This window comes from Sphingomonas sp. AX6 (genome assembly GCF_902506605.1).
Taxonomy (GTDB): Bacteria; Pseudomonadota; Alphaproteobacteria; order Sphingomonadales; family Sphingomonadaceae; genus Sphingomonas.
Genome location: NZ_LR733979.1, coordinates 1,730,477 through 1,751,109 on the forward strand (window position 1 = coordinate 1,730,477; position 20,633 = coordinate 1,751,109).

The window sequence follows — 20,633 nt, forward strand, 5'->3', positions numbered from 1 at the left end:
CATCGTGCGAGGATGGCAGATGGCAGGGGTGTAGGACAGGGGGAAAGTGGGTGGCGTCGTCGCTCGATTTGCGAGTGTTGAGTTTTTAGGCACGGTGGACCCCGGCACTTCGGCCGGGGTGACGGTTGTCACATCCAAATCGTCATGCCGGGCTTGTCCCGGCATCCACCACGCGGCAATCTCCACCCGGATGCGAATGCGCGAACCCTGCGTCTATATATTGGCCAGCGGCTTCAACGGCACGCTTTACACGGGCGTCACATCGAACCTTGTGCAGCGGCTACATCAGCATCGAAGCGGCGATGTGTCGGGCTTCACCTCCACAAAAGGCATCAAGCGGCTGATGTGGTTCGAAATGCATGAAACCATGGAAACTGCGATCCAGCGCGAAAAGTCGATCAAGCGTTGGAAGCGGGAGTATAAGATGAACCTTATCGAGCGGGACAATTCGCGGTGGGACGATTTGGCGATCGGGCTGGGGTTTGACGCGTTGGACGACCGATCGCGGTGATGTTTCCAACGATCGCTGAGTGAAGGAGCGGCTGCACGGTGGACCCCGGCACTTCGGCCGGGGTGACGGTTGTTGAATCCGCTCTCTGCTGTCCCGATGCCGGAAAATGCTGTATAAATCGCATGTCCGTGCGCGACTCGAGGAGATACGCGATGGGTGATTTTACCGATGGTTCGACTCATGAAGCCTGGCTGGATGGCCGGGGTGGCGTGCGCATTTTTGCGCGACTTTGGGAAGCGCGAGGCATCCCGCGCGCTTCGCTGGTCATCTGTCACGGGGTCAATTCGCATAGCGGCCAATATATCCGCGCAGCCGAGGAATTCGCGGCGCATGGGTATGCGGTCACCGCGCTCGACCTGCGTGGACGCGGACGGTCCGAGGGCGAGCGCTTCTATGTCGAGAGCATAGACGATTACGTGTCCGACCTGTCGCAGACGATCGAGCTGGCGCGGTCGCGGCACCCCGATCTGCCGCTCTACCTGTTGGGGCACAGTGCGGGCGGGGTCGTGTCCTGTACCTATGCGCTGGACCATCAACACCTGTTGTCGGGGCTGATCTGCGAGAGTTTCGCGCTGCATGTCTATGCCCCCGACGTCGCGCTAAAACTGGTCGAGGGCGCCAGCCACGTCATCCCGCACATCCATATGCTGAAGCTGAAAAACCGCGACTTTTCACGTGATCCCGACTGGGTGGCGACGCTCGATGCCGATCCGCTGACGCAGGGCGAGGTCCAGCCGGTGCAGACCGTCGCCGCACTGGCGCGCGCGGGCGAGCGGCTGGAGCGCGAATTCGTGCGGTTGATCCTACCGCTGCTGATCCTGCACGGCACCGCGGACAAGGCGACGCGCCCCGACGGCAGCCAGCTGATGGTCGATAGCGTCGGATCACCCGATCGCGCATTGAAGCTGTACGAGGGATATTATCACGACCTGCTCAACGATCTGGGACGCGAGCAGGTGATGGCGGACATCATCGACTGGATCGATGCGCGGCTGCCCCAGGCGCAGCGGATGGAAATGCCGGTCGCGACCTGACGGGTTTAGCGGCTCGGCTTACGCCGCGACCTTGACACGCTCGACTCCCGACAGGCTGTTGGGGCCTGCCTCGACCACCTCGACCTCGACCAGAGCGCCGATCGGGGCGTCCGTCATCAGGTGGATCGATTGCAGCCAGGGGGATTTGCCGAGCATCTGGCCGGGACGCTTGCCCTTGCGTTCGATCAGCACGGCGCAGGTTCGGCCAACGGTCGCGGCGTTGAACGCGGCCTGGTCGCGGTTGAGGTGCGCTTGCAGGCGCTGGAGGCGCTCGTCCATCACATCGTCGGGGATCGCGACGTCCATTTCGGCTGCCGGGGTGCCGGGGCGCGGTGAGTATTTGAAGCTGAAGCACTGGGCATAGCCGACCGCATCGACCAGGCTGAGCGTGTCCTCGAACTCGGCGTCACTCTCGCCGGGAAAGCCGACGATGAAATCGCCCGACAGCGCGATGTCGGGGCGCACCGCGCGAACGCGGTCGAGGATGCGGAGATAGCTGTCGCGGCTGTGGCTGCGGTTCATCGCCTTCAGCACGCGGTCGCTGCCCGCCTGCACCGGCAGATGGAGGAACGGCATCAGCTTTTCGACGTCGCGGTGCGCCTGGATCAGGCCTTCGCGCATGTCGTTGGGGTGGCTGGTGGTGTAGCGGATGCGGGCTAGATCGGGGATTTTGTCGAGCGTCACGATCAGGTCGTGCAGACCGCGACCGTCGCCATCGACGCTGTCGCCCCAGGCATTGACGTTCTGGCCCAGCAGCGTGATCTCGCGTGCGCCTGCATCGACCAGCGCCTTTGCCTCATCGACGATCGCATCGAACGGACGGCTGATTTCCGCGCCGCGGGTATAGGGCACCACGCAATAGGTGCAGAATTTGTCGCAGCCTTCCTGCACCGTCAGGAACGCCGATGGCGCGACGCGGCGGCGCGCGGGGAGCGCACCGAATTTGGAAAGCACCGGCATGTCGGTGTCGAGTGCGGGCGTACCCGACGCGGCCTTCGCCACGAGATCGGGGAGGTTGTGATAGGCCTGCGGGCCGACCACGACATCGACCTTGGCACGGCGCGCGATCTCATCGCCCTCGGCCTGGGCGACGCAGCCTGCGACCGCGATCATCGGCGCGCGGCCCTGCTTTCCGGCATGTTTGCGCACGCGACCGATTTCGGAATAGACCTTCTCGGTCGCTTTCTCGCGAATGTGGCAGGTGTTTAGGATCACCAGATCGGCATCCGCGGCGTCGGCGGCAATCATGCCCTCAGCCGCCATCAACTCGCTCATCCGATCGCCGTCATAGACGTTCATCTGGCAGCCGAATGATTTGACGTGGAAGGTCTTGGGATTGGGCTTGGTCATGGCGGGGCGGGCTATAGGGGAATTGGCTGGGGGATGCCACCGTGGAGCAGGGGAGCCGCAGTTGACCTTGTGAGTGGTCCAAAGTTAGGCTTCGCAGCAAGGGGACACATTATGTCATTGCTTTCGATCGCGCTTTTGATGCTTGGCCAATCCGCCACCGCGAGCGAACCGCTCAAGCCTTCGGCGCAATGGGTGGTCGACTATGCGGAGAGCATGTGCACGCTCGGTCGCGAGTTCGGACCTGGGGCGGTCACCTTCGGCATACGACCGAGCGGACTCAGCACTGGCGGGGGGCTGGCCATCGCGATGATTCCGGGGGCTCAGGCGATTCGCAACCACAGAACGCCAGCGACGTTCGTTCTTGATGACGGCAGCGCGATTGAAGTCGACGCAAACGTCTATTGGTTGCCGGAAAAGAAAATGCGCGTCGTGACTGCGGGCCTGGATGCCGAAGCGATGGCGAAGGTCATGTCAGGTCGCCCGTTCGGTTTTCCTACCAATAGACGCGAGCACATCTGGTTTGAACCCGAGGGCGTCGCCAGCGCGCTAAAGGTTCTGAAGAATTGCGAAGACGATCTGCTGGTGTCCTTCGGCGTGCCCGCCAACGAACTTGCACAGATCGTCGAAGGGCCGAGGGGCGACGTGTCACGCTATTTCGGCAGTGCAGCCTATCCGTCCAACGCGTTGTTTGTCGGAAAAGGCGGACAGACCTCTGCCCTGCTGGAAATCAACGCTCTGGGCAACGTCACCGATTGCAGGATCACCGCCAACTCGGGACATGAGGCATTTCGCAAGAGCACTTGCGATTCCCTGATGCGAGCGCAGTTCGAACCGGCGAAGAACGCGGCAGGCGAGCCGGTTCGGTCCTGGTACCCGGTCAGGGTTACTTGGCAGGTCGACTAAATCCCGGGAGGCGAAGAATTCGGGCCGGGAATTACGTGGAGCATTCGCGCCCTAGCCTCCGCCGCGATCGCCTTGCGGTCGCCTACGTCGCCTGGCGCGAAGGGTTCGAGGAAGTGTAGCGTCACATCCATCGTTCCAGGGTTGGACAGGATGCGGAGCGCGTTTTCCTTGCCGTGTTCGGTGCCCCAGAACACCGTGTCAGCATGGCGACCGTAATCGATCCACACCGGCTGGACCATGAGGCCGGGCGGCGGCGGATCGAGGACGGCGAGGAGCGGTGCTTTGAACGGGAGCAGCGATTTGCCGTCGCCCGTCGTGCCTTCGGGAAAGATCGCGAGGCTCCAGCCGTCGGCCAGGGCCTGCGCGACGCGCGCGATCTGGACCGCGATCGACTTGCGGTCGCCGCGCGCGACATAGACCGTGTTGTTGAGCCCGCACATCCAGCCGACGAACGGGACGTGTTCCAGATCGTCCTTGGCGATGAACGCGGTGCCGGTCGCGCCTGCCAGCAACGGAATGTCGAGCCAACTTACGTGATTGGCGACGAAGAACGCGTTCTTTTTGAGCGGCGTCCCCACTGTTCGCCGCCGCGCCCCTGCGATGCGACCGAGCGCGCTTAGGAACAGTCGCGGCCACGGCGATGGCAGGCGGAACAGTCGCCACAAGCCATGCAACGGCACGGCAACAACGACGGCCAGCATAAATCCGGCAATCCGGGCATAGGCGCGGGGATGAACCGTTTGGCTAGCCGACATGACGCTCACATCGTCCCTGGCCGGTTGCGGATCAATCTTTCCGCATGATGGAGACGCCGTACAGCTCCATCCGGTGATCGACGAGGCGGAAGCCCAGGCGTTCGGCGATCTGCTTTTGCAGCAGTTCAAGCTCGGGATCGACGAATTCGATGACCTTGCCGGTCTCGACATCGATCAAATGATCGTGATGCGCCTCGGGCGCGGGTTCGTAGCGGGCGCGGCCATCGCCGAAATCGTGACGGTCGAGGATGCCCGCTTCTTCGAACAGGCGCACGGTGCGATAGACGGTGGCGATCGATATGCCGGGGTCGATCGCGGAGGCGCGGGCATAGACCTTTTCCACATCGGGATGGTCTTCGGCCTCGGAAAGCACGCGGGCGATCACGCGGCGCTGCTCGGTGATGCGCAGGCCCTTTTCGTGGCAGAGTGCTTCGAGGTCGATCTTGCGGGCCATCACGTCTCCTTAGGGGTGCCTTTCGCGGACCTTTATGTAGGGCGCGATGCACGCGAAAGGAAGCCCGAACGGCGGTGCGACACGACCTTGCCCGCTCACCGGATACGCGCGTGAGCGGGCGATACAGATCGTCGTTATTTTTTGGCGCGGTTCCGCGGCTTGGTGCCGAGGCCGATCTTCTTGGCCAGCGTCCGGCGCTGTTCGGCGTAATTCGGCGCGACCATCGGATAATCGGCAGGCAGGTTCCACTTGGCGCGGTAATCGTCCGGCGTCATCTGGTAATGTGTCATCAGATGGCGCTTGAGCATTTTCAGCTTCTTGCCGTCTTCCAGACAGACCACGTAATCGGGTTTGATCGACGAACGGATCGAAACTGCTGGTTCCTGTTTTACTTCGGGTTCGGCGACCGGGGTGCCCAAACCGGTTAGCGCAGAATGTACGTTTTGAATGATCAGCGGCAAATCGGACACGGCAACGCTGTTGTTGCTGACATGTGCCGCGACGATATCCGCGGTAAGCGTGATCAGCGTTTCCGCCATCTCGTTCTGGTTATCCATTTCCATCCCTTCGACCCAATGGAAGCGGACGAATACCTGTCCGCACGCGCGCTATCGCTAAAGATCATACTTAGCGCAAGTCCCGCAGTCACGGCTTTACGTAAACTTACGGAATTATTTTCTGGATGGTCACCGCATCGAACAGTTCGTCGCAAGAACCGCGATAATAGTCGCGTCGCTCTCCAACCTTTGTAAATCCTTCGGAAAGGTAGAGATTCATCGCGGGATTGTTGCTGCGTACTTCCAGGTTGAAGCGACGTACGCCGCGGGCATGGGCCTGAGCCACGACCGCACGCAGAAGCGCCCGCCCCGCGCCCGTTCCGCGATGGGGCGGGTCGATGGCGATCAGCAGCAGCTCGCCTTCGTCGAGCGTCGCGCGGGCGAGCGCGAAGCCGATCGGGGCACCGCCGCGCTCGGCGATGGTGAGCCACGACCCCGGCAGCGCGAGCATTCCCATGCACTGCGCCGAGGTCCACGCCTCACCATAACGCGGGTCGAAGCTAGTCTGCATCAACGGCGCGATGCGCGGCAAATCGGCTGGTCCACCGTCGCGAATGTCGGTGGTGCGCAGCCTGCGCGTCATGCCGGTACGATCCCGCCGGGCAGCTTGGCATCGGGCGCGCGCAGATAAAGCGGGTGGGGCTCAAGCGAACGAAGCGCAGGCGGCAAGCGCATGATGTGGCGCGCATCGGGAAGCGCGTCGTGCACCGCCACATCGGCCAGCCGCCGCGCGGCGTTGCCGACGATCGGACGCCCTGCGATGCGCGCGAGCGCCGCGTCGGGCGGAAGCGAGATGGGATCGCTGAGAATCGCGAACGGGTTTCGTCCGAAAAGCTGGACGAACACTTCGCCATGCCCGCCTTCGATTGCAACCGCGAGTTCGGGGGCGTCGATCCGGTCCCCCTGCCCGACCGCGATCAGGGGCAGCGACGAAAAACCACGTACTGTCACGCCCCACCCGATCCCCAGTCCGATGGCGGCGGCGATCCCGACCCTAAGCCCGGTAAAACTTCCCGGCCCGACATCGACGAGGATCTGTTCGGCGCGCCCGTGATCGGGCAGTTCCCCGATCATCGGCACCAGCAACTCGGCATGGCCGCGCCCGACGACTTGATGCCGCGTGTCGATCAGCGTGTCGCCGTCGAACAGCGCGACCGAGCAGGCGGCGGTTGCCGTTTCGATCACCAGCGTTCGTATCGGGGCGGCATCGTTCATTCCCTCCGCCGCTAACGCCCGCGTCCGTGCAAGTCGAGTAGGCTAATCGGTCTGCGCCGCCATAGCCTGGACACGGGCATGGTGTTCGTCCTTGCCGAAGGGAAACCGGCCGAACAGCCACGCGCCAAGCGACGCGACAGTCAGATAGATGCCGATATAGATCGTCGTCAGCCGGTCGATCACTTCTACCGGGACTTCGGCCGGGTTGGCGCCAGTCGGGAAGGACGCGAACGCCAGGATCGATCCGGCGATGAAGATACCGACGCCGCTGGTGCATTTCTGGACGAAGAACGCGCCCGAATAAAAGACGCCTTCGCTGCGCCTGCCGGTCTGCTCCTCCGAATGTTCGACGACATCGGCCATCATCGACGCTGACAACATGAAGGTCGAGACGAGGAACCCCGTCTGGAGCGTGAAGATCGCGAACAGCACGTAAAGGATCATCGGATCGTCATAGGCCGGGAACAGGCCCAGCAGCCGGAGCGCGTAGGGCGAGCACATCAGGATTGCGCCGATGACGATGAACAGCCGCGCAGTCAGTGGCTTGCCGATGCGCTTGGCGACGCGCGGGGCGATCAGGAACGAGATGATGACGCCCAGGAACAGGCTGATGGGCAGAATCGCGAAGGTCGCGCCTTCGAACCGCCAGACATAGGAATAGAGGTAATTGGACAGTGCGTAGCTGATCCCCTGACACGTATAGGCGCACAGACCCGCGAGCATGAGGATCGCGAACGCGCGGTTGTTGACCGATTCCGTGAGCTCGCGCAGTGCCTGGGCGAGCGTCGATTTTTCCAACGGCACTTTGGGCAACCGCTCGATCTCGTGATGGGTGCCGATCGCCGAGGTCAGGATGGCGACGAACATCAACGCCGCGCCTGCAATCCCGAACCAGACATAACCATCCGCATTGAGCAGACCGTTGGGCTGTTCGGGCGTCGGCGTCAGGAACAAGGTATAGGCAGCCCCCAGCATCAGCAGCCCCCCTGCCCAGCCGAACAGATAGCGATACGCGGTGATCCGCGTGCGCTCGTCATAATCAGCGGTCAGTTCGGGGGTCAGCGCCTGGCTGGGGACTTCATAGGCGGATACCGCCGTGCGGACGAGCACCGCGCTCAGAAATAACCAGACCAGGGTCCAGGTCTGCGACATGGCGGGGGGATTCCATAGTGCGATCCAGCCCAGCGCGATCGGCAACGCAGCGGCGTACATCCACGGATGTCGCCTGCCCCAGCGGCTGCGCGTCCGATCCGACGCCACCCCGATGCCCAGATCGAAGAACGCGTCGAGCACCAGCGCGCACATGATGACAAGGCCGACGGTGCTGGCGGGAATCCCCACGACCTGATTGTAATAGAGCAGCAGGAACGTGCCGAAGCCCGAATCCTTTACCCCGTACGCAGCAGCGCCAAAGCCGTAAGCCATGGTCGTGCGCCGCGAAACACGTGCTTCGGGCGGGACGACATGCGTTTCGCTTACGGTCATGCGCGCGCCTGACTTTCCTTCGTGATCCCTGCGTCAAGCATAGGTGCGGGCGACGCTGCGTCAATCGCGGCCGCATTGCGAGTTCGAATATCGAGTATGGCATTCAGCCCCTTGTCGCGTCAGCGTCCGTGGCTATAGCGAGGGGATCGGCTAAAAGACGGGCACGCGGTTCGAAATCGCGGGACGGCGACCGATAAAGAACAACCGACAATAGGTGAGGATATGGCACTCGATCCCGAAACCTTCGATGCACTGATCGACATGGTGCGACGCTTCGTGACCGAACGGCTGCGCCCGCTGGAAGGCGACGTCGAGGCGGCGGACGCGATTCCCGACGATGTGGTGCGCGAGATGCGCGAGATGGGGTTGTTCGGGCTGTCGATCGCGGAAGAATATGGCGGGCTGGGCCTCACCATGGCCGAGGAATGCCGCGTCGCGATCGAACTGGGACGGACGACCCCTGCGTTTCGGTCGACATTCGGAACCAATGTCGGGATCGGGTCGCAAGGCCTGGTGATGGCCGGGTCCGATGCGCAGAAGGCCGAGTGGCTGCCGCGGATCGCCAGCGGCGAGATCGTCACCAGCTTTGCCCTGACCGAGCCGGACGTCGGATCGGATTCGGGTGCGGTAAAGACGCGGGCGGTGAAGGACGGCGATACGTACCGGCTGTCGGGGACCAAACGCTACATCACCAATGCCGACAAGGCCGATCTGTTTACGGTCATGGCGCGCACCGGCGACGAGCCGGGCGGGCGCGGTGTCTCCGCCTTCCTGGTTCCGCGCGACTTGCCCGGCGTGTCGGTCGGCGAGCCCGAAAAGAAGATGGGGCAAAAGGGCGCGAAGGTCGCTGATCTCAATCTCGACGACGTGCCCGTTCCCGCCGCCAACCGGCTGGGCGAAGAGGGTCAGGGGTTCAAGATCGCGATGCAGGTGCTCGATCGCGGGCGATTGCACATTTCGGCGGTGTGCGTGGGCGTGGCGGAGCGGCTGATCGCGGATTGCGTCGCCTATGCCAGTGAGCGAAAGCAGTTCGGCAAGCCCATCGCCGAGCATCAGTTGATCCAAGCGATGATCGCCGATTCCAAGACCGAGGCGCTGGCGGCGCGCGCGCTGGTGCTGGAGACGGCGGGACGAAAAGATGCGGGCGATAACGTGGTGATGGAATCGGCGGCGGCAAAATATTTCGCGAGCGAGATGGTCGGGCGGGTCGCCGATCGCGCGGTGCAGATCTTCGGCGGCGCGGGTTATATCAGCGATTACGGGATCGAACGGCTGTACCGCGATGTGCGGCTGTTCCGCATCTACGAAGGCACGAGCCAGATCCAGCAACTCATCATCGCGCGCGAGACGTTGAAACGCGGGGGATGACCTGTTCCCCTCCCGCTTGCGGGAGGGGTTAGGGGAGGGCATGTCGGCGAGCGCGACGCCCTCCATGACACGCCCTCCCCCGCCCCTCCCGCAAGCGGGAGGGGAGAAATAGAAGGAGCACTCACATGGACACCACCAATCTCTTCCGCCTCGACGGTCGCGTCGCCCTCGTCACCGGGGGGTCGCGCGGGATCGGCAAGATGATTGCGGCGGGCTTCATCGCGCAGGGGGCAAAGGTCTATATCTCGTCGCGCAAGGCCGATGCGTGCTTCGCCACCGCTGAGGAACTGGGCGAGAATTGCATCGCACTGCCCCAGGACGTGTCATCCGTCGCGGGCTGCAAGGCGCTGGCGGCGCAGTTCGCCGAACAGGAAAGCAAGCTCGATATCCTGGTCAACAACGCGGGCGCGGCGTGGGGCGAGCCGTTCGAAGTCTTCCCGGAAATCGGCTGGGACAAGGTGATGGACCTGAACGTCAAATCGCCGTTCTTCCTGACCCAATCCCTGTTCGAGCCGTTGAAGGCCGCAGCCTCTCGGACACGCCCCGCCAAGGTCATCAACATCACCTCGATCGACGGCCAGCGGCTGAATCCGTGGGACACCTATAGCTATCACGCGTCGAAATCGGCGCTGATCTATCTGACCAAGCGGATGGCGGCGCGGCTGATCCGCGACAGCATCAACGTCACCTCGATCGCTCCGGGCGCGTTCGGCAGCGAAATGAACCGCGCCGCGCGCGATCACGGCGACGCAGTGGCGCAGGCGATCCCGGCGAAACGCATCGGCATGGACGAGGACATGGCGGGTGCCGCGATCTATCTCGCCAGCCGCGCGGGGGATTATGTGGTGGGCGACACGATCACCGTCGATGGCGGACTGGTCAATGCTTCGCTGGGGTCGAGCATCGACGGTTGACGCGGTCCGTTACAGAACCGTGCTATCCTCATACCGGGAAATCCGTTTCATTTGGACATCCCCACCCGTGGATTGCTCGTCGATCCAGACATCCTTGTTGGTCCAACTATTGGATGCCGGTTCAAACACCGACACGGTAAGGCGCAATCCCTGGCGGGTGATCTTGCCCGTTCTGAGCGCGACAAGCGCAACCGCGTTTCGCCCGCCGACGTCCGTCGCCCCGAGCACAGTCGGTAAATCGACCGCTTCCGTCTGGCCGCCATCGAGTGCATCGGCGGTCACGCATGCGCCAGACGTCTTGCAGCTAGCCTCTGCGTCGGCAAGATCTGCAATTACGAACGGGCCGCCGAGCCGGTAGCGCAGTCCTGTCAGAAGCGCCCAGCGATCCTCGCTGGTCAGTGTAATCTCTGCGGGTGGTGCTTGCGGCGAGGCTACCGAAGCGAGCGTGAGGGCGAGCGCGGAAAGAAACATCGAACGTCTCCTGTCAGGCATCCATGCCGACAAAGTCCGTCATCATTCGCCCGCTGTCAAACTGGCGGCGATACCGGCGTGGATGATTCCGAGCATTCAGGGACAAAGATTTCGCGCCCAACCCATCACCTCACGCCGCGTCACGATCACCGCCAACACCGCTGCTGCGCCGATATGCGCTGCGTTCGCCGCTGCGCGGAGCCCCCATCGGCGGCGCGACATGCTCATTCCGACCGGTCCTGCCGCCAGCAGCGCCCATCGCGCCCAGAACCAGCGACGCGGTCCGAGCAGCGCGAACAGCAGGATCGGATAGGCTAAGAGGCTGAAGGTGAACGGCGTCACCACATCGCGGAACGGCCAACCGCTGTGATCGACGCGCAGCACATGGTCGATGTGGTGGAGAATGCCGAGCACGAAGGCCGCCAGAAGCAGCCCCCGCGTATCCTGCTTAGCCCGCGATCATCGGCCCGTCGTGCCATCTGCACGCTCTCCTGCAACAGGATTACCGCGCAATCCCCCCCGCTGCGAACACCGCCAGCGTCACCAGATCCCCCGCCGTGCTGGTCATCGGAGCAATCTGGACTGGCTTTTCCATGCTCCCTTAACGGGCGCGTTGATCGTCTATTTCAACGTTGTCGAGCTTTGCTTCGGCGTTCCACGCCGCCTGTGTCAGACATCGACGTTTAGGGTTGAGGCGCGATTCGGTGCGGAATTGGGTTTTGCAGATTAGTCGCTCCTTCTTCGGCTTCGCTTCGCTGGATGCATCACCGACATCCTGGGCCGGGGCCGGGGCCGGGGCCGGGGTCGGGGCTGGGACCGAAAGCGCGAGAGCAATGGCGACGCTCGACAAACTGTTCAACATGGAGATCTCCTTACAGGAAATGCTTGCACATTAATGGGTTGGACTCAATAGCGGCTGGCACAACGAAAGCTTCGTCAACGCGCAATCCCCCCCGCCGCCAATACCGCGAGCGTCACAAGATCCCCGGCCGTGCTCGTCATCGGCGCGATCTGGACGGGCTTTTCCATACCGATCAGCATCGGGCCGATCATCGTGTCGCCGCCCAGTTCGCGCAGCAATTTGGCCGAGATGTTGGCTGATTGCAGGCCGGGCATGATCAGCACATTGGCCGGACCGGACAGGCGCGCGAACGGGAATTTCGCCATCTGCTTCGGGTTGAGCGCGACGTCGGGGGCCATTTCGCCTTCATATTCGAAGCCGACCTGACGCCCATCGAGCACCTCCACCGCGCCGCGCAGATTGTCGAGCCAGCGGCCTTCGGGGTTGCCGAAGGTCGAATAGGACAGGAACGCGACGCGCGGTTCGTGGCCCATGCGCTTGGCGACCTGAGCGGTCTGTTCGGCGATGTCGGCAAGTTCCTCTGCCGTGGGGCGTTCGTTGACCGTGGTGTCGGCGATGAAAACCGTGTGGCTTTGCCCGACCATGACATGGATACCGAACGGTGTGCGGCCCGCCGCCGGATCGATCACCCGGCGCACTTCGCGCAGCGTCTGGGCATAGGTGCGGGTGATGCCGGTGATCATCGTATCGGCTTCGCCAAGCTGAAGCATCAGCCCGGCGAAGATGTTGCGATCCTGATTGACCATGCGTTCGCAATCGCGGCGCAGATAGCCGCGCCGCTGAAGCCGCGAGTAGAGGAAATCGACCATTTTCGGCACCAGCGGCGAGACGCGGCTGTTGTGAACCTCGAAACTTTCGGGATCGTCGACCCCCAGCGCCCGCAGCCGGTCATGCACGTCGTCGCGCCCGACCAGCACCGGGATGCCGTAGCCGCCGTCGCGGAACTGGATCGCGGCGCGCAGCACGACTTCTTCTTCGCCCTCGGCAAACACCACGCGCTTGGGATGCGCGCGTGCGCCTTCATGCGCGAGGGTGAGGATCGAAGTGGTGGGGTTGAGGCGAGCGCGCAAGGACTGGCGATAGGCCGCCATGTCGAGGATCGGTTTGGTCGCAACGCCCGAATCCATCGCGGCTTGCGCGACCGCGGCCGACACCAGTTCCATCAACCGCGGGTCGAACGGTGCGGGGATGATATAGTCGGGGCCGAAGCTGTGCTGGACGCCGTACGCCAACGCCACTTCCTCGGGCACGCGTTCGCGCGCCAGGTCGGCGATGGCGTTGGCGGCCGCGATCTTCATCTCGTCGTTGATGCCGGTCGCGCGCACGTCGAGCGCGCCGCGGAAGATGAAGGGGAAGCCCAGCACGTTGTTGACCTGGTTCGGATAGTCCGAACGGCCCGTGGCGATGATCGCATCCGGGCGCGCGGCCTTTGCCAGTTCGGGGCGGATTTCGGGTTCGGGATTGGCCATCGCGAAGATGATCGGCGCAGGGGCCATGTCCTTGACCATTTCGGGCTTCAGCGCACCCGCCGCAGACAGGCCCAGGAACACGTCGGCCCCGACCAGCGCATCGGTCAATTCACGGCGATCGGTCTTGACCGCGTGCGCCGATTGCCACTGATTCACCTTTTCGCGGCCCTGATAAATCACGCCCGACCGGTCGCAGATCAGGACGTTGTCGTGGCGCACGCCCATCGCCTTGATCAGTTCGGTGCACGCGATCGCCGCCGCGCCCGCACCGTTGACCACGACCTTGATCTCCTCAAGCTTGCGGCCCGTCAGGCGGCAGGCATTGATGAGGCCCGCGGCAGTGATGATCGCAGTGCCGTGCTGGTCGTCGTGGAACACCGGGATGTTCATCCGCTCGCGCAGCGTCTGTTCGATGATGAAGCATTCGGGCGCCTTGATATCTTCAAGGTTGATGCCGCCGAAGGTCGGCTCCATCAGTTCGACCGCGTCGATGAAGCGATCCACATCCTCGGTCTTCAATTCGATATCGATCGAATCGACGTCGGCGAAGCGTTTGAACAGCACCGCCTTGCCCTCCATCACCGGCTTCGACGCCAGCGCGCCGAGATTACCCATGCCGAGGATGGCGGTACCGTTGGAGATGACCGCGACCAGATTGCCCTTGGCGGTATAGTCATATGCGGTGGCCGGATCGTCGTAGATCGCCTTGACCGGGACCGCGACGCCGGGGGAGTAGGCGAGCGCCAGGTCGCGCTGGGTGGCCATTGGTTTCGACGCGATGATCTCGATCTTGCCGGGGCGACCTTCGGAATGGAACAGCAGCGCTTCGCGTTCGGAAAACTGGTTGTTCGGTTCATCGGTCATGGGGAGTTCCGGCGCTGTTGATCGGTGATGGTCAAAGTCCTTACGCGGCGTGTGCCGACTCGTCACCCCGTGACGCGAACGTCAACCAACGGGAGTTGATCGCGCCTGCCGATCCGCTAGGCATCGCGCGATGAGCGCGTCCGCCCCCACCCCGATGATGCAGCAATATCTGGTGCTGAAGGCAGAGGCCGAGGATTGCCTGCTCTTCTACCGGATGGGCGATTTCTTCGAACTGTTCTTCGACGATGCCAAGGTGGCGAGCGCGGTGCTGGACATCGCGCTGACCGCGCGGGGGAGCCATGACGGCGACCGCATCCCGATGTGCGGCGTGCCGGTGCATTCCTCCACCGCCTATCTCGAACGGCTGATCAAGGCCGGACACCGCGTCGCGATTGCCGAACAGACGGAGAGCCCGGAGGAGGCGAAGAAGGCGCGTGGGTCCAAGGCGCTGGTCAATCGCGCGATCGTGCGGGTGGTGACGGCAGGGACGCTGACAGAGGAAGCGCTGCTGGATGCGCGCGCGGCCAATTGGTGCGCGGCGATCGGCGAGGCGGGCGGCGGCGTGGCGATTGCCGCCGCCGACGTATCGACGGGACGTTTCGAGGTGATCGAGTGCGACGCGGCCTCGCTGGGGGCGGAACTCGCGCGGTTGAACCCGGCAGAGGTGGTCGCGGCGGAAGGGTCGAGCCAGGCGCTTGCTGCCTCTGTCGAGCGACCCAAGGCCGGGTTCGACAGCGCGAAGGGCGAGGAAGGGCTGAAGGCGTTGTTCGGGGTCGCGACGCTGGACGGGTTCGGATCGTTCAGCCGCGCGGCGCTGTCGGCGGCGGGCGGGCTGGTCGCCTATCTCGATCATACGGCCAAGGGGTCGTTGCCATTCCTGCGCCCGCCCCGCGTGCGGCATTCGGGCGCAACGATGGCGATCGATGCAGCGACGCGCGAGAGTTTGGAGCTGACGGTTTCGCAAGCGGGCACTCGCAAGGGAAGCCTGCTCGATGCGGTCGATCGCACGGTGACCGGCGCGGGCGCGCGGTTGCTTGGCCAGGATATCGCCGCGCCGTTGATGGACCGCGCGGCAATCGATGCGCGATTGGAATGCGTGCGCTTTTTCCACGACGATGCGAAGTTGCGTGAGGGGCTGCGCGGCTCGTTGCGCACGCTGCCCGATATCGGGCGGGCGATCGGGCGTATCGCGGCGGGTCGGGGAAGCCCGCGCGATCTGGGGCAGTTGCGCGACGGGCTGGACGCGGCATGGATGTTGGGCGACCGAATCGACAAGCTGGCGGACGCGCCCGAGTTGCTCGAGCGCCTCGCGCCGCGACTGCGCGGGCATGGCAGCCTGATCGACCTGCTCAAACGCGCGCTGGTGCCCGAGCCGCCGATCGATGCCGACAAGGGCGGGTACATCGCCGAGGGGTTTGATGCCGCGCTCGATGATCTGCGCGTGACCGGGGCGGGCGGGCGCAAGTCGATCGCAGCGCTGGAGGCGCGGTATCGCGACGAGACGAAAACGCCTGCGCTCAAGATCCGGCACAATAATGTGCTTGGTTACCATATCGAGGTGCCCGCCAAACATGGCGACGCGCTGATGAAGCCCGAGAGCGGGTTCACGCATCGCCAGACATTGGCAGGCGTCGTGCGGTTCAACGCGCCGGAATTGCACGAGCTGGCGCTGCGCGTCGGGCAAGCGGGGGCACACTCGCTGGCGGCAGAAGCCGCACATCTGGAGGAACTCACCGAAACCGCGCTTGCCAGCCGCGAACCGATTGCGGCGACCGCCGATGCGCTCGCGCGTATCGACGTGGCCGCCGGGCTGGCCGAGCGGGCGGCCGAAGGCGGCTGGGCGCGGCCTTCGTTGGTCGAACATCCCTGCTTCGAAATCGTCGGCGGGCGGCATCCGGTGGTCGAGGATGCGCTGGCGAAACGCGGCGAGCGCTTCGTGGCGAACGATTGCGGATTGTCGGAATCGAACCGGCTGTGGCTGGTGACAGGGCCGAACATGGGCGGCAAATCGACCTTTTTGCGCCAGAATGCGCTGATCGCGGTGTTGGCGCAGGCGGGAAGCTATGTCCCCGCGACTAGCGCCAAACTCGGGCTGGTCGATCGGCTGTTCAGCCGCGTCGGCGCGTCGGACAATCTGGCGCGCGGGCGATCGACCTTCATGGTCGAGATGGTGGAAACAGCCGCGATCCTGGCAGCAGCGACGCCGCGAAGCTTCGTCATCCTGGACGAAGTTGGGCGCGGGACCAGCACCTATGATGGCCTCGCCATCGCCTGGGCCGTGGTCGAGGCGATCCATGAGGATAATCGCTGCCGCTGCCTGTTCGCCACGCATTATCACGAGCTGACGCGGCTGGCCGAACGCTGCGACGCGCTGAGCCTCCACCATGTCCGCGCGCGCGAATGGAAGGGTGATCTGGTGCTGCTGCATGAAGTGTCGGAAGGCCCGGCGGATCGCAGCTATGGTCTGGCCGTGGCGCGGCTGGCGGGGCTTCCCCCGGCGACCATCGCACGCGCCAAATCGGTGCTGGCGAAGCTGGAGGCGGGGCGTGCCAAGACCGGCGGGATCGCGGCGGGGCTGGACGACCTGCCGCTGTTCGCCGCCGCGCAGGAAGCCGAGGTCGAGGCGGTCGATGCATTGCGCGCCGAACTCGCCACCCTGGATATCGACGCGCTTTCCCCCCGTGATGCGCTCGACGCCTTGTATCGATTGAAGAGTCTGTCCGATGGCTGACATCCGCGTCGCCGCCCTTTACCGCTTCACCCGGTTTGACGATCCCGCGGCGTTGCAAAAGCCGCTGCTGGCGGCGTGCAATGCGAACGGTGTGCGCGGGACTGTATTGCTCGCGCAAGAGGGTATCAACGGCACCATCGCCGGGCCGCCCGAGGGGATTGAGGCGGTGCTGGCGCACATCCGCGCCCTGCCCGGCTGCGCCGAACTCGACGTCAAATTCTCACACGGCGAAGCGATGCCGTTCCACCGCACCAAGGTCCGGCTGAAGCGCGAGATCGTGACGATGGGGGTCGATGGGATCGACCCCACGCGCGAGGTGGGCAGCTATGTCGCGCCCGCCGACTGGAACGCGCTGATCGACGATCCCGACACCGTCGTCATCGACACGCGCAACGATTACGAAGTGGCGATCGGGAGTTTCGCGGGCGCGGTCGATCCACGTACCCAGAGCTTCCGCGACTTTCCCGCCTGGTTTCGCGACCACCGCGACGAGGTGCTGGCGGGCAAGAAAAAGGTCGCGATGTTCTGCACCGGCGGCATCCGCTGCGAGAAATCGACCGCGTTCCTGAAATCCGAAGGGGTTGAGGACGTCTATCACCTCGACGGCGGCATCCTGCGCTATCTGGAGGAAGTGCCCGCCGAGGACAGCCGTTGGCAAGGCGAATGCTTCGTGTTCGACGAGCGGGTGGCGGTGACGCACGGGCTCGACCTGGGCAGCCACAGCCTATGCCGCGCGTGCCGGATGCCGTTGTCGGAGGCCGACCGCGCGTCGGACCGGTTCGAGGAGGGCGTGGCGTGTCCGCATTGCCACGACGCGCGCACCGACGAACAACGTGCGAATTACGCCGAGCGGCACCGGCAGGCGTCGCTCGCGGAGAAGCGGGGGAAGACGCATATCGGGGCGGTGCTGGGGGATAAGGGCGGCGACACCCCGTAGACTTACGAACGACCGCTTTCGGCATTAGGGTTGGACGGCTGCAACTGGGTGGGTAGCGGACGCGATCACTTCCTGCGCGCTGCCTCGGGCAGCAGCATGAGTATGCAGCTTCCAAAAACAATAATTGGCAGGAACAATGACAGGATACCCCACCCGATGTTAGCGCCTCCACCAGGGTCAACCGCTTCGGGAAGGTATAGCCATGCCCAGAAGAACAACGTCACGACTACTCCCGCGATCCACGCCCTGACCACTTGAATGCCGCACAACGCGAGGACAAGAAACGGCGCTGCAACCTGCGCAATCTGCGCAAGGCTGTAGTCATTCCATGCTCCGAAAGGTCGAAGGCCTTGCCCCGCCTCGATAGCAGCGTTGCATCCTCCGACAACGGCAAGTCCTATAAATACCACTGCCGACATGCCGACTACGGCATTCTCGATATAACGGCGCAGCAATATTCTCATGATCCGAAAATAACCGCCAATCGATGGCATGCAATGGGGTAGGTCGCCGCCCGACCGGTTCCAGTACGTCGAAGCGGCTTGTCCTACGCCTCGAACTGGGTGGGAAGCTGCATGCTGAAAGTCAGCAGGGTCCGTGCCAGTAGACATTATATTCCAAGTGCGACCAACACTCTGGAAGCATTGTCAGGCTCTGCTTGTCAGCAACAAAGCCATATCCCCACCCGCCGTCAAAATGGTTCTTGGTAGTGATTTCGAGCATGTCACTCCGGACAGTTACGGAATACGGTTCGAGACTGGCTATCGCCGAAGGCCAATTATCCTTCGCTATCTCGACTGCCTGTGTGCCCGGACCAATTGGGTTGGTCGCTATCAATCGCTGCGCTTCGATTGCTACGGCTCGGAGCGTGGCACGATCATGGCTCGGATGGGGGTAAGCGCAAAATATACCGGTCGCGATCAAGATCGCGATTGGTGGCGCAACACGTAGCCATTCTCGCATGTTAGTTTCTCCAGCACCTTCTCGCGAATGCTGGACAGGTTAAACCTACTTTCAGTGTCCGCAACGGATCGATGTCGGCACAGCAGCTATCGGGATTGTCGACCTACCGCCCTATGCCTCGAACTGGGTGGTTTCCGGACTTGGGCACAAGATCAGTCCAATGCCTCTACGTCTTGCCCAATCTCCTGCCATTCCAACGCCGAAAGGTTTAGCCCACATGCCGATTGCAGGGCTGAGTTGGCTTTTTCCATTGCCCGTAACGCTGGCGGAAAAGACGCTTGGGGTAGCTCCGCACCTATCCCGGTGAACTCGTGCGAAACCCGAACCTCGTCGCCTACGGCGCCGACATGGAACTTGACCCGCCCAACTCCACCATCCCACTTCTGATAGGCCATCTGCGCAACGGCTGTCCCGGCGGGAAACATACCTCCGTCACTAACGTAGTCCCATCGTTCCAAGCTGCCAAAGGTCGAGCGTAAGGTCTGGTCAACGCATGCCACGTCAACTTGCGAAGCCAAGTCTCTGCTGGCCCGAATGCCACGCTCCGGTTCACATCCAGCCAGCAGCGGCAGGCAAAGCAACATACACGGCGAGGTGCGCATCGCAGACATTGTATCGCCAGTTTCCAACGTTCGCTATGGGGTCGATTGCCGACGGGCTGCTTTCCCTCAGTTGGCACCTTCGTCACCGCAGAAGGCTAGCAACACAGCGTCAGGCGTGACGCGCGGCACCCGCTTGCGTTAAGCCCTCCCCATGACCGACGAATTCGCCTTTATCGACCGGCTCCGCGCGCTGGCGACGCATGACGCCGCGCGTGGTCTAGCCGACGATGCGGCGGTGTTGGCGGTGGGGGGTGCGAAGCTCGTCCTTACCAGCGACACGCTAGTCGAGGGGGTGCATTTTCGTCGTGACGATCCCGCCGACAGCGTGGGGTGGAAGCTGGCGGCGGTGAACCTGTCGGACCTGGCCGCCAAGGGCTCCAAGCCGGTCGCTTGCCTGATGAATTACGCGCTGTCGGGCGATGATGGGTGGGACGCGCGGTTCGTCGAGGGGTTGGGCGCGATCTTGGGCGAGAACGGATGCGCGCTGATCGGCGGCGATACGGTGCGGATGCCAGCGGGAGCCCCACGCAGTTTCACGCTGACCGCGATCGGCGAGGCGAGCGCCCGTGTGCCTGCGCGCAGCGGGATGTTTTCGGGTGATGTGCTGTGGGTGACGGGCGCGGTCGGCGATGCGGGTGCCGGGCTGGCGTTGTTGGACGAAGGCCGGACAAGCCCGGCGGTTCTGATCGACGCCTATCGCCGTCCGCAGCCGCTGCTGGCGCTGGGTCAGGCACTCGCCCCTGTGGTTGCGGCGATGATGGACGTGTCCGACGGTTTGCTGATTGATGCCGAGCGGATGGCAAAGGCGAGCCGGGTGGCGATCGAGATCGACCTCGAGCGGGTGCCGTTGTCGAGCACGTTCGTCTCGGTGCGCGGGGATGGCGAAGCGGCGCGGTTGTTCGCGGCGACGGCGGGGGACGACTATCAATTGCTGTTCACGTTACCTGCCGGCGTGAAGCCGCCGGTCGCCGCCACCGCGATCGGGACGTGCCGGGCGGGTAGCGGGTTGACGGTGGCCGCGGGGGGACGGCAGGTCGCGCTTCCCGCTTCGCTAGGATGGAAGCACTAACCCCGCCCGTTTGTTTCGAGCGAAGTCGAGAAACTTGAGCTTGGCGCGCGTGGGCGTTTCTCCACTTCGCTCGAAACGAACGGGATCTGAAGGGGCAGTGATCTCCCACCTATCACGCC

20 protein-coding genes are annotated in these 20,633 nt (G+C 63.6%); 8 read left to right on the forward strand and 12 right to left on the reverse strand.

The window, feature by feature from the left end:
• Positions 1-46: 46 nt before the first annotated feature.
• Positions 47-511, forward strand: a complete 465-nt coding sequence (locus ENHY17A_RS08415) for a GIY-YIG nuclease family protein (RefSeq protein WP_328799132.1) — start codon at positions 47-49, stop codon at positions 509-511.
• A gap of 152 nt (positions 512-663) precedes the next feature.
• Positions 664-1,545, forward strand: coding sequence for an alpha/beta hydrolase (locus ENHY17A_RS08420; protein WP_159711828.1), 882 nt, complete (start codon positions 664-666; stop codon positions 1,543-1,545).
• Positions 1,546-1,563: 18 nt separating this feature from the next.
• Here the strand turns inward: ENHY17A_RS08420 and miaB are convergent, their stop codons facing one another.
• Positions 1,564-2,895 carry a tRNA (N6-isopentenyl adenosine(37)-C2)-methylthiotransferase MiaB gene (miaB, locus tag ENHY17A_RS08425; RefSeq protein WP_159711830.1) on the reverse strand — a complete coding sequence of 444 codons (1,332 nt, stop codon included), beginning with the start codon at positions 2,893-2,895 and terminating at the stop codon, positions 1,564-1,566.
• Between the two features lie 111 nt (positions 2,896-3,006).
• Between miaB and ENHY17A_RS08430 the strand changes: the two genes are divergently transcribed.
• Positions 3,007-3,798 carry an energy transducer TonB gene (locus ENHY17A_RS08430; protein ID WP_159711832.1) on the forward strand — a complete coding sequence of 264 codons (792 nt, stop codon included), beginning with the start codon at positions 3,007-3,009 and terminating at the stop codon, positions 3,796-3,798.
• On the opposite strand, the gene ENHY17A_RS08435 is transcribed toward ENHY17A_RS08430, so the two are convergent.
• From ENHY17A_RS08435 to ENHY17A_RS08460, 6 genes are all read right to left on the reverse strand, one after another.
• Positions 3,795-4,553: a lysophospholipid acyltransferase family protein gene (locus tag ENHY17A_RS08435; protein ID WP_159711834.1), complete on the reverse strand. Its 759-nt coding sequence runs from the start codon at positions 4,551-4,553 to the stop codon at positions 3,795-3,797. The genes ENHY17A_RS08430 and ENHY17A_RS08435 overlap by 4 nt on opposite strands.
• 31 nt (positions 4,554-4,584) lie before the next feature.
• Positions 4,585-5,007, reverse strand: a complete 423-nt coding sequence (locus tag ENHY17A_RS08440; protein ID WP_159711836.1) for a Fur family transcriptional regulator — start codon at positions 5,005-5,007, stop codon at positions 4,585-4,587.
• Positions 5,008-5,141: 134 nt separating this feature from the next.
• On the reverse strand, positions 5,142-5,564 hold the full coding sequence (locus ENHY17A_RS08445) for a MucR family transcriptional regulator (protein WP_159711838.1): 423 nt from the start codon (positions 5,562-5,564) through the stop codon (positions 5,142-5,144).
• Positions 5,565-5,670: 106 nt separating this feature from the next.
• The gene (locus ENHY17A_RS08450; protein ID WP_159711840.1) at positions 5,671-6,147 is read right to left on the reverse strand and encodes a GNAT family N-acetyltransferase; all 477 of its coding nucleotides are present in this window, start codon (positions 6,145-6,147) and stop codon (positions 5,671-5,673) included.
• Positions 6,144-6,779 carry a tRNA (adenosine(37)-N6)-threonylcarbamoyltransferase complex dimerization subunit type 1 TsaB gene (tsaB, locus tag ENHY17A_RS08455; RefSeq protein ID WP_201296368.1) on the reverse strand — a complete coding sequence of 212 codons (636 nt, stop codon included), beginning with the start codon at positions 6,777-6,779 and terminating at the stop codon, positions 6,144-6,146. The genes ENHY17A_RS08450 and tsaB overlap by 4 nt, the downstream gene beginning before the upstream one ends.
• A 42-nt stretch (positions 6,780-6,821) precedes the next feature.
• Positions 6,822-8,264 (reverse strand): MFS transporter, encoded by a 1,443-nt coding sequence (locus ENHY17A_RS08460; RefSeq protein ID WP_201296369.1) that lies wholly within the window; start codon positions 8,262-8,264, stop codon positions 6,822-6,824.
• A gap of 222 nt (positions 8,265-8,486) precedes the next feature.
• Here ENHY17A_RS08460 and ENHY17A_RS08465 point away from each other — a divergent pair, with 222 nt between their 5' ends.
• On the forward strand, positions 8,487-9,632 hold the full coding sequence (locus tag ENHY17A_RS08465; protein ID WP_159711842.1) for an acyl-CoA dehydrogenase family protein: 1,146 nt from the start codon (positions 8,487-8,489) through the stop codon (positions 9,630-9,632).
• 125 nt (positions 9,633-9,757) lie between these two features.
• Positions 9,758-10,546 (forward strand): SDR family oxidoreductase, encoded by a 789-nt coding sequence (locus ENHY17A_RS08470; protein ID WP_159711844.1) that lies wholly within the window; start codon positions 9,758-9,760, stop codon positions 10,544-10,546.
• A 9-nt stretch (positions 10,547-10,555) separates the two neighbouring features.
• Here the strand turns inward: ENHY17A_RS08470 and ENHY17A_RS08475 are convergent, their stop codons facing one another.
• The 4 genes from ENHY17A_RS08475 to ENHY17A_RS08490 all read right to left on the reverse strand — a co-directional run bounded on the left by ENHY17A_RS08475 (position 10,556) and on the right by ENHY17A_RS08490 (position 14,212).
• Positions 10,556-11,017 (reverse strand): hypothetical protein, encoded by a 462-nt coding sequence (locus tag ENHY17A_RS08475; RefSeq protein WP_159711846.1) that lies wholly within the window; start codon positions 11,015-11,017, stop codon positions 10,556-10,558.
• A 96-nt stretch (positions 11,018-11,113) separates the two neighbouring features.
• Entirely contained in the window at positions 11,114-11,431 is a 318-nt protein-coding gene (locus tag ENHY17A_RS08480; RefSeq protein ID WP_159711848.1) for a hypothetical protein, read from the reverse strand.
• 187 nt (positions 11,432-11,618) lie between these two features.
• On the reverse strand, positions 11,619-11,879 hold the full coding sequence (locus tag ENHY17A_RS08485; protein ID WP_159711850.1) for a hypothetical protein: 261 nt from the start codon (positions 11,877-11,879) through the stop codon (positions 11,619-11,621).
• Positions 11,880-11,953: 74 nt separating this feature from the next.
• Positions 11,954-14,212: an NADP-dependent malic enzyme gene (locus ENHY17A_RS08490; RefSeq protein WP_159711852.1), complete on the reverse strand. Its 2,259-nt coding sequence runs from the start codon at positions 14,210-14,212 to the stop codon at positions 11,954-11,956.
• A 154-nt stretch (positions 14,213-14,366) separates the two neighbouring features.
• On the opposite strand from ENHY17A_RS08490, the gene mutS reads away from it, so the two are divergent.
• Positions 14,367-16,943: a DNA mismatch repair protein MutS gene (gene mutS / locus ENHY17A_RS08495; protein ID WP_159714371.1), complete on the forward strand. Its 2,577-nt coding sequence runs from the start codon at positions 14,367-14,369 to the stop codon at positions 16,941-16,943.
• Positions 16,936-17,880, forward strand: coding sequence for an oxygen-dependent tRNA uridine(34) hydroxylase TrhO (trhO, locus tag ENHY17A_RS08500; protein ID WP_159711854.1), 945 nt, complete (start codon positions 16,936-16,938; stop codon positions 17,878-17,880). Before mutS ends, trhO begins: the two co-directional genes overlap by 8 nt.
• A gap of 65 nt (positions 17,881-17,945) precedes the next feature.
• Here the strand turns inward: trhO and ENHY17A_RS08505 are convergent, their stop codons facing one another.
• On the reverse strand, positions 17,946-18,344 hold the full coding sequence (locus ENHY17A_RS08505) for a hypothetical protein (RefSeq protein WP_236547823.1): 399 nt from the start codon (positions 18,342-18,344) through the stop codon (positions 17,946-17,948).
• 1,252 nt (positions 18,345-19,596) lie between these two features.
• On the opposite strand from ENHY17A_RS08505, the gene thiL reads away from it, so the two are divergent.
• On the forward strand, positions 19,597-20,514 hold the full coding sequence (thiL, locus tag ENHY17A_RS08510; RefSeq protein ID WP_159711858.1) for a thiamine-phosphate kinase: 918 nt from the start codon (positions 19,597-19,599) through the stop codon (positions 20,512-20,514).
• The last annotated feature ends 119 nt before the right edge of the window (positions 20,515-20,633 follow it).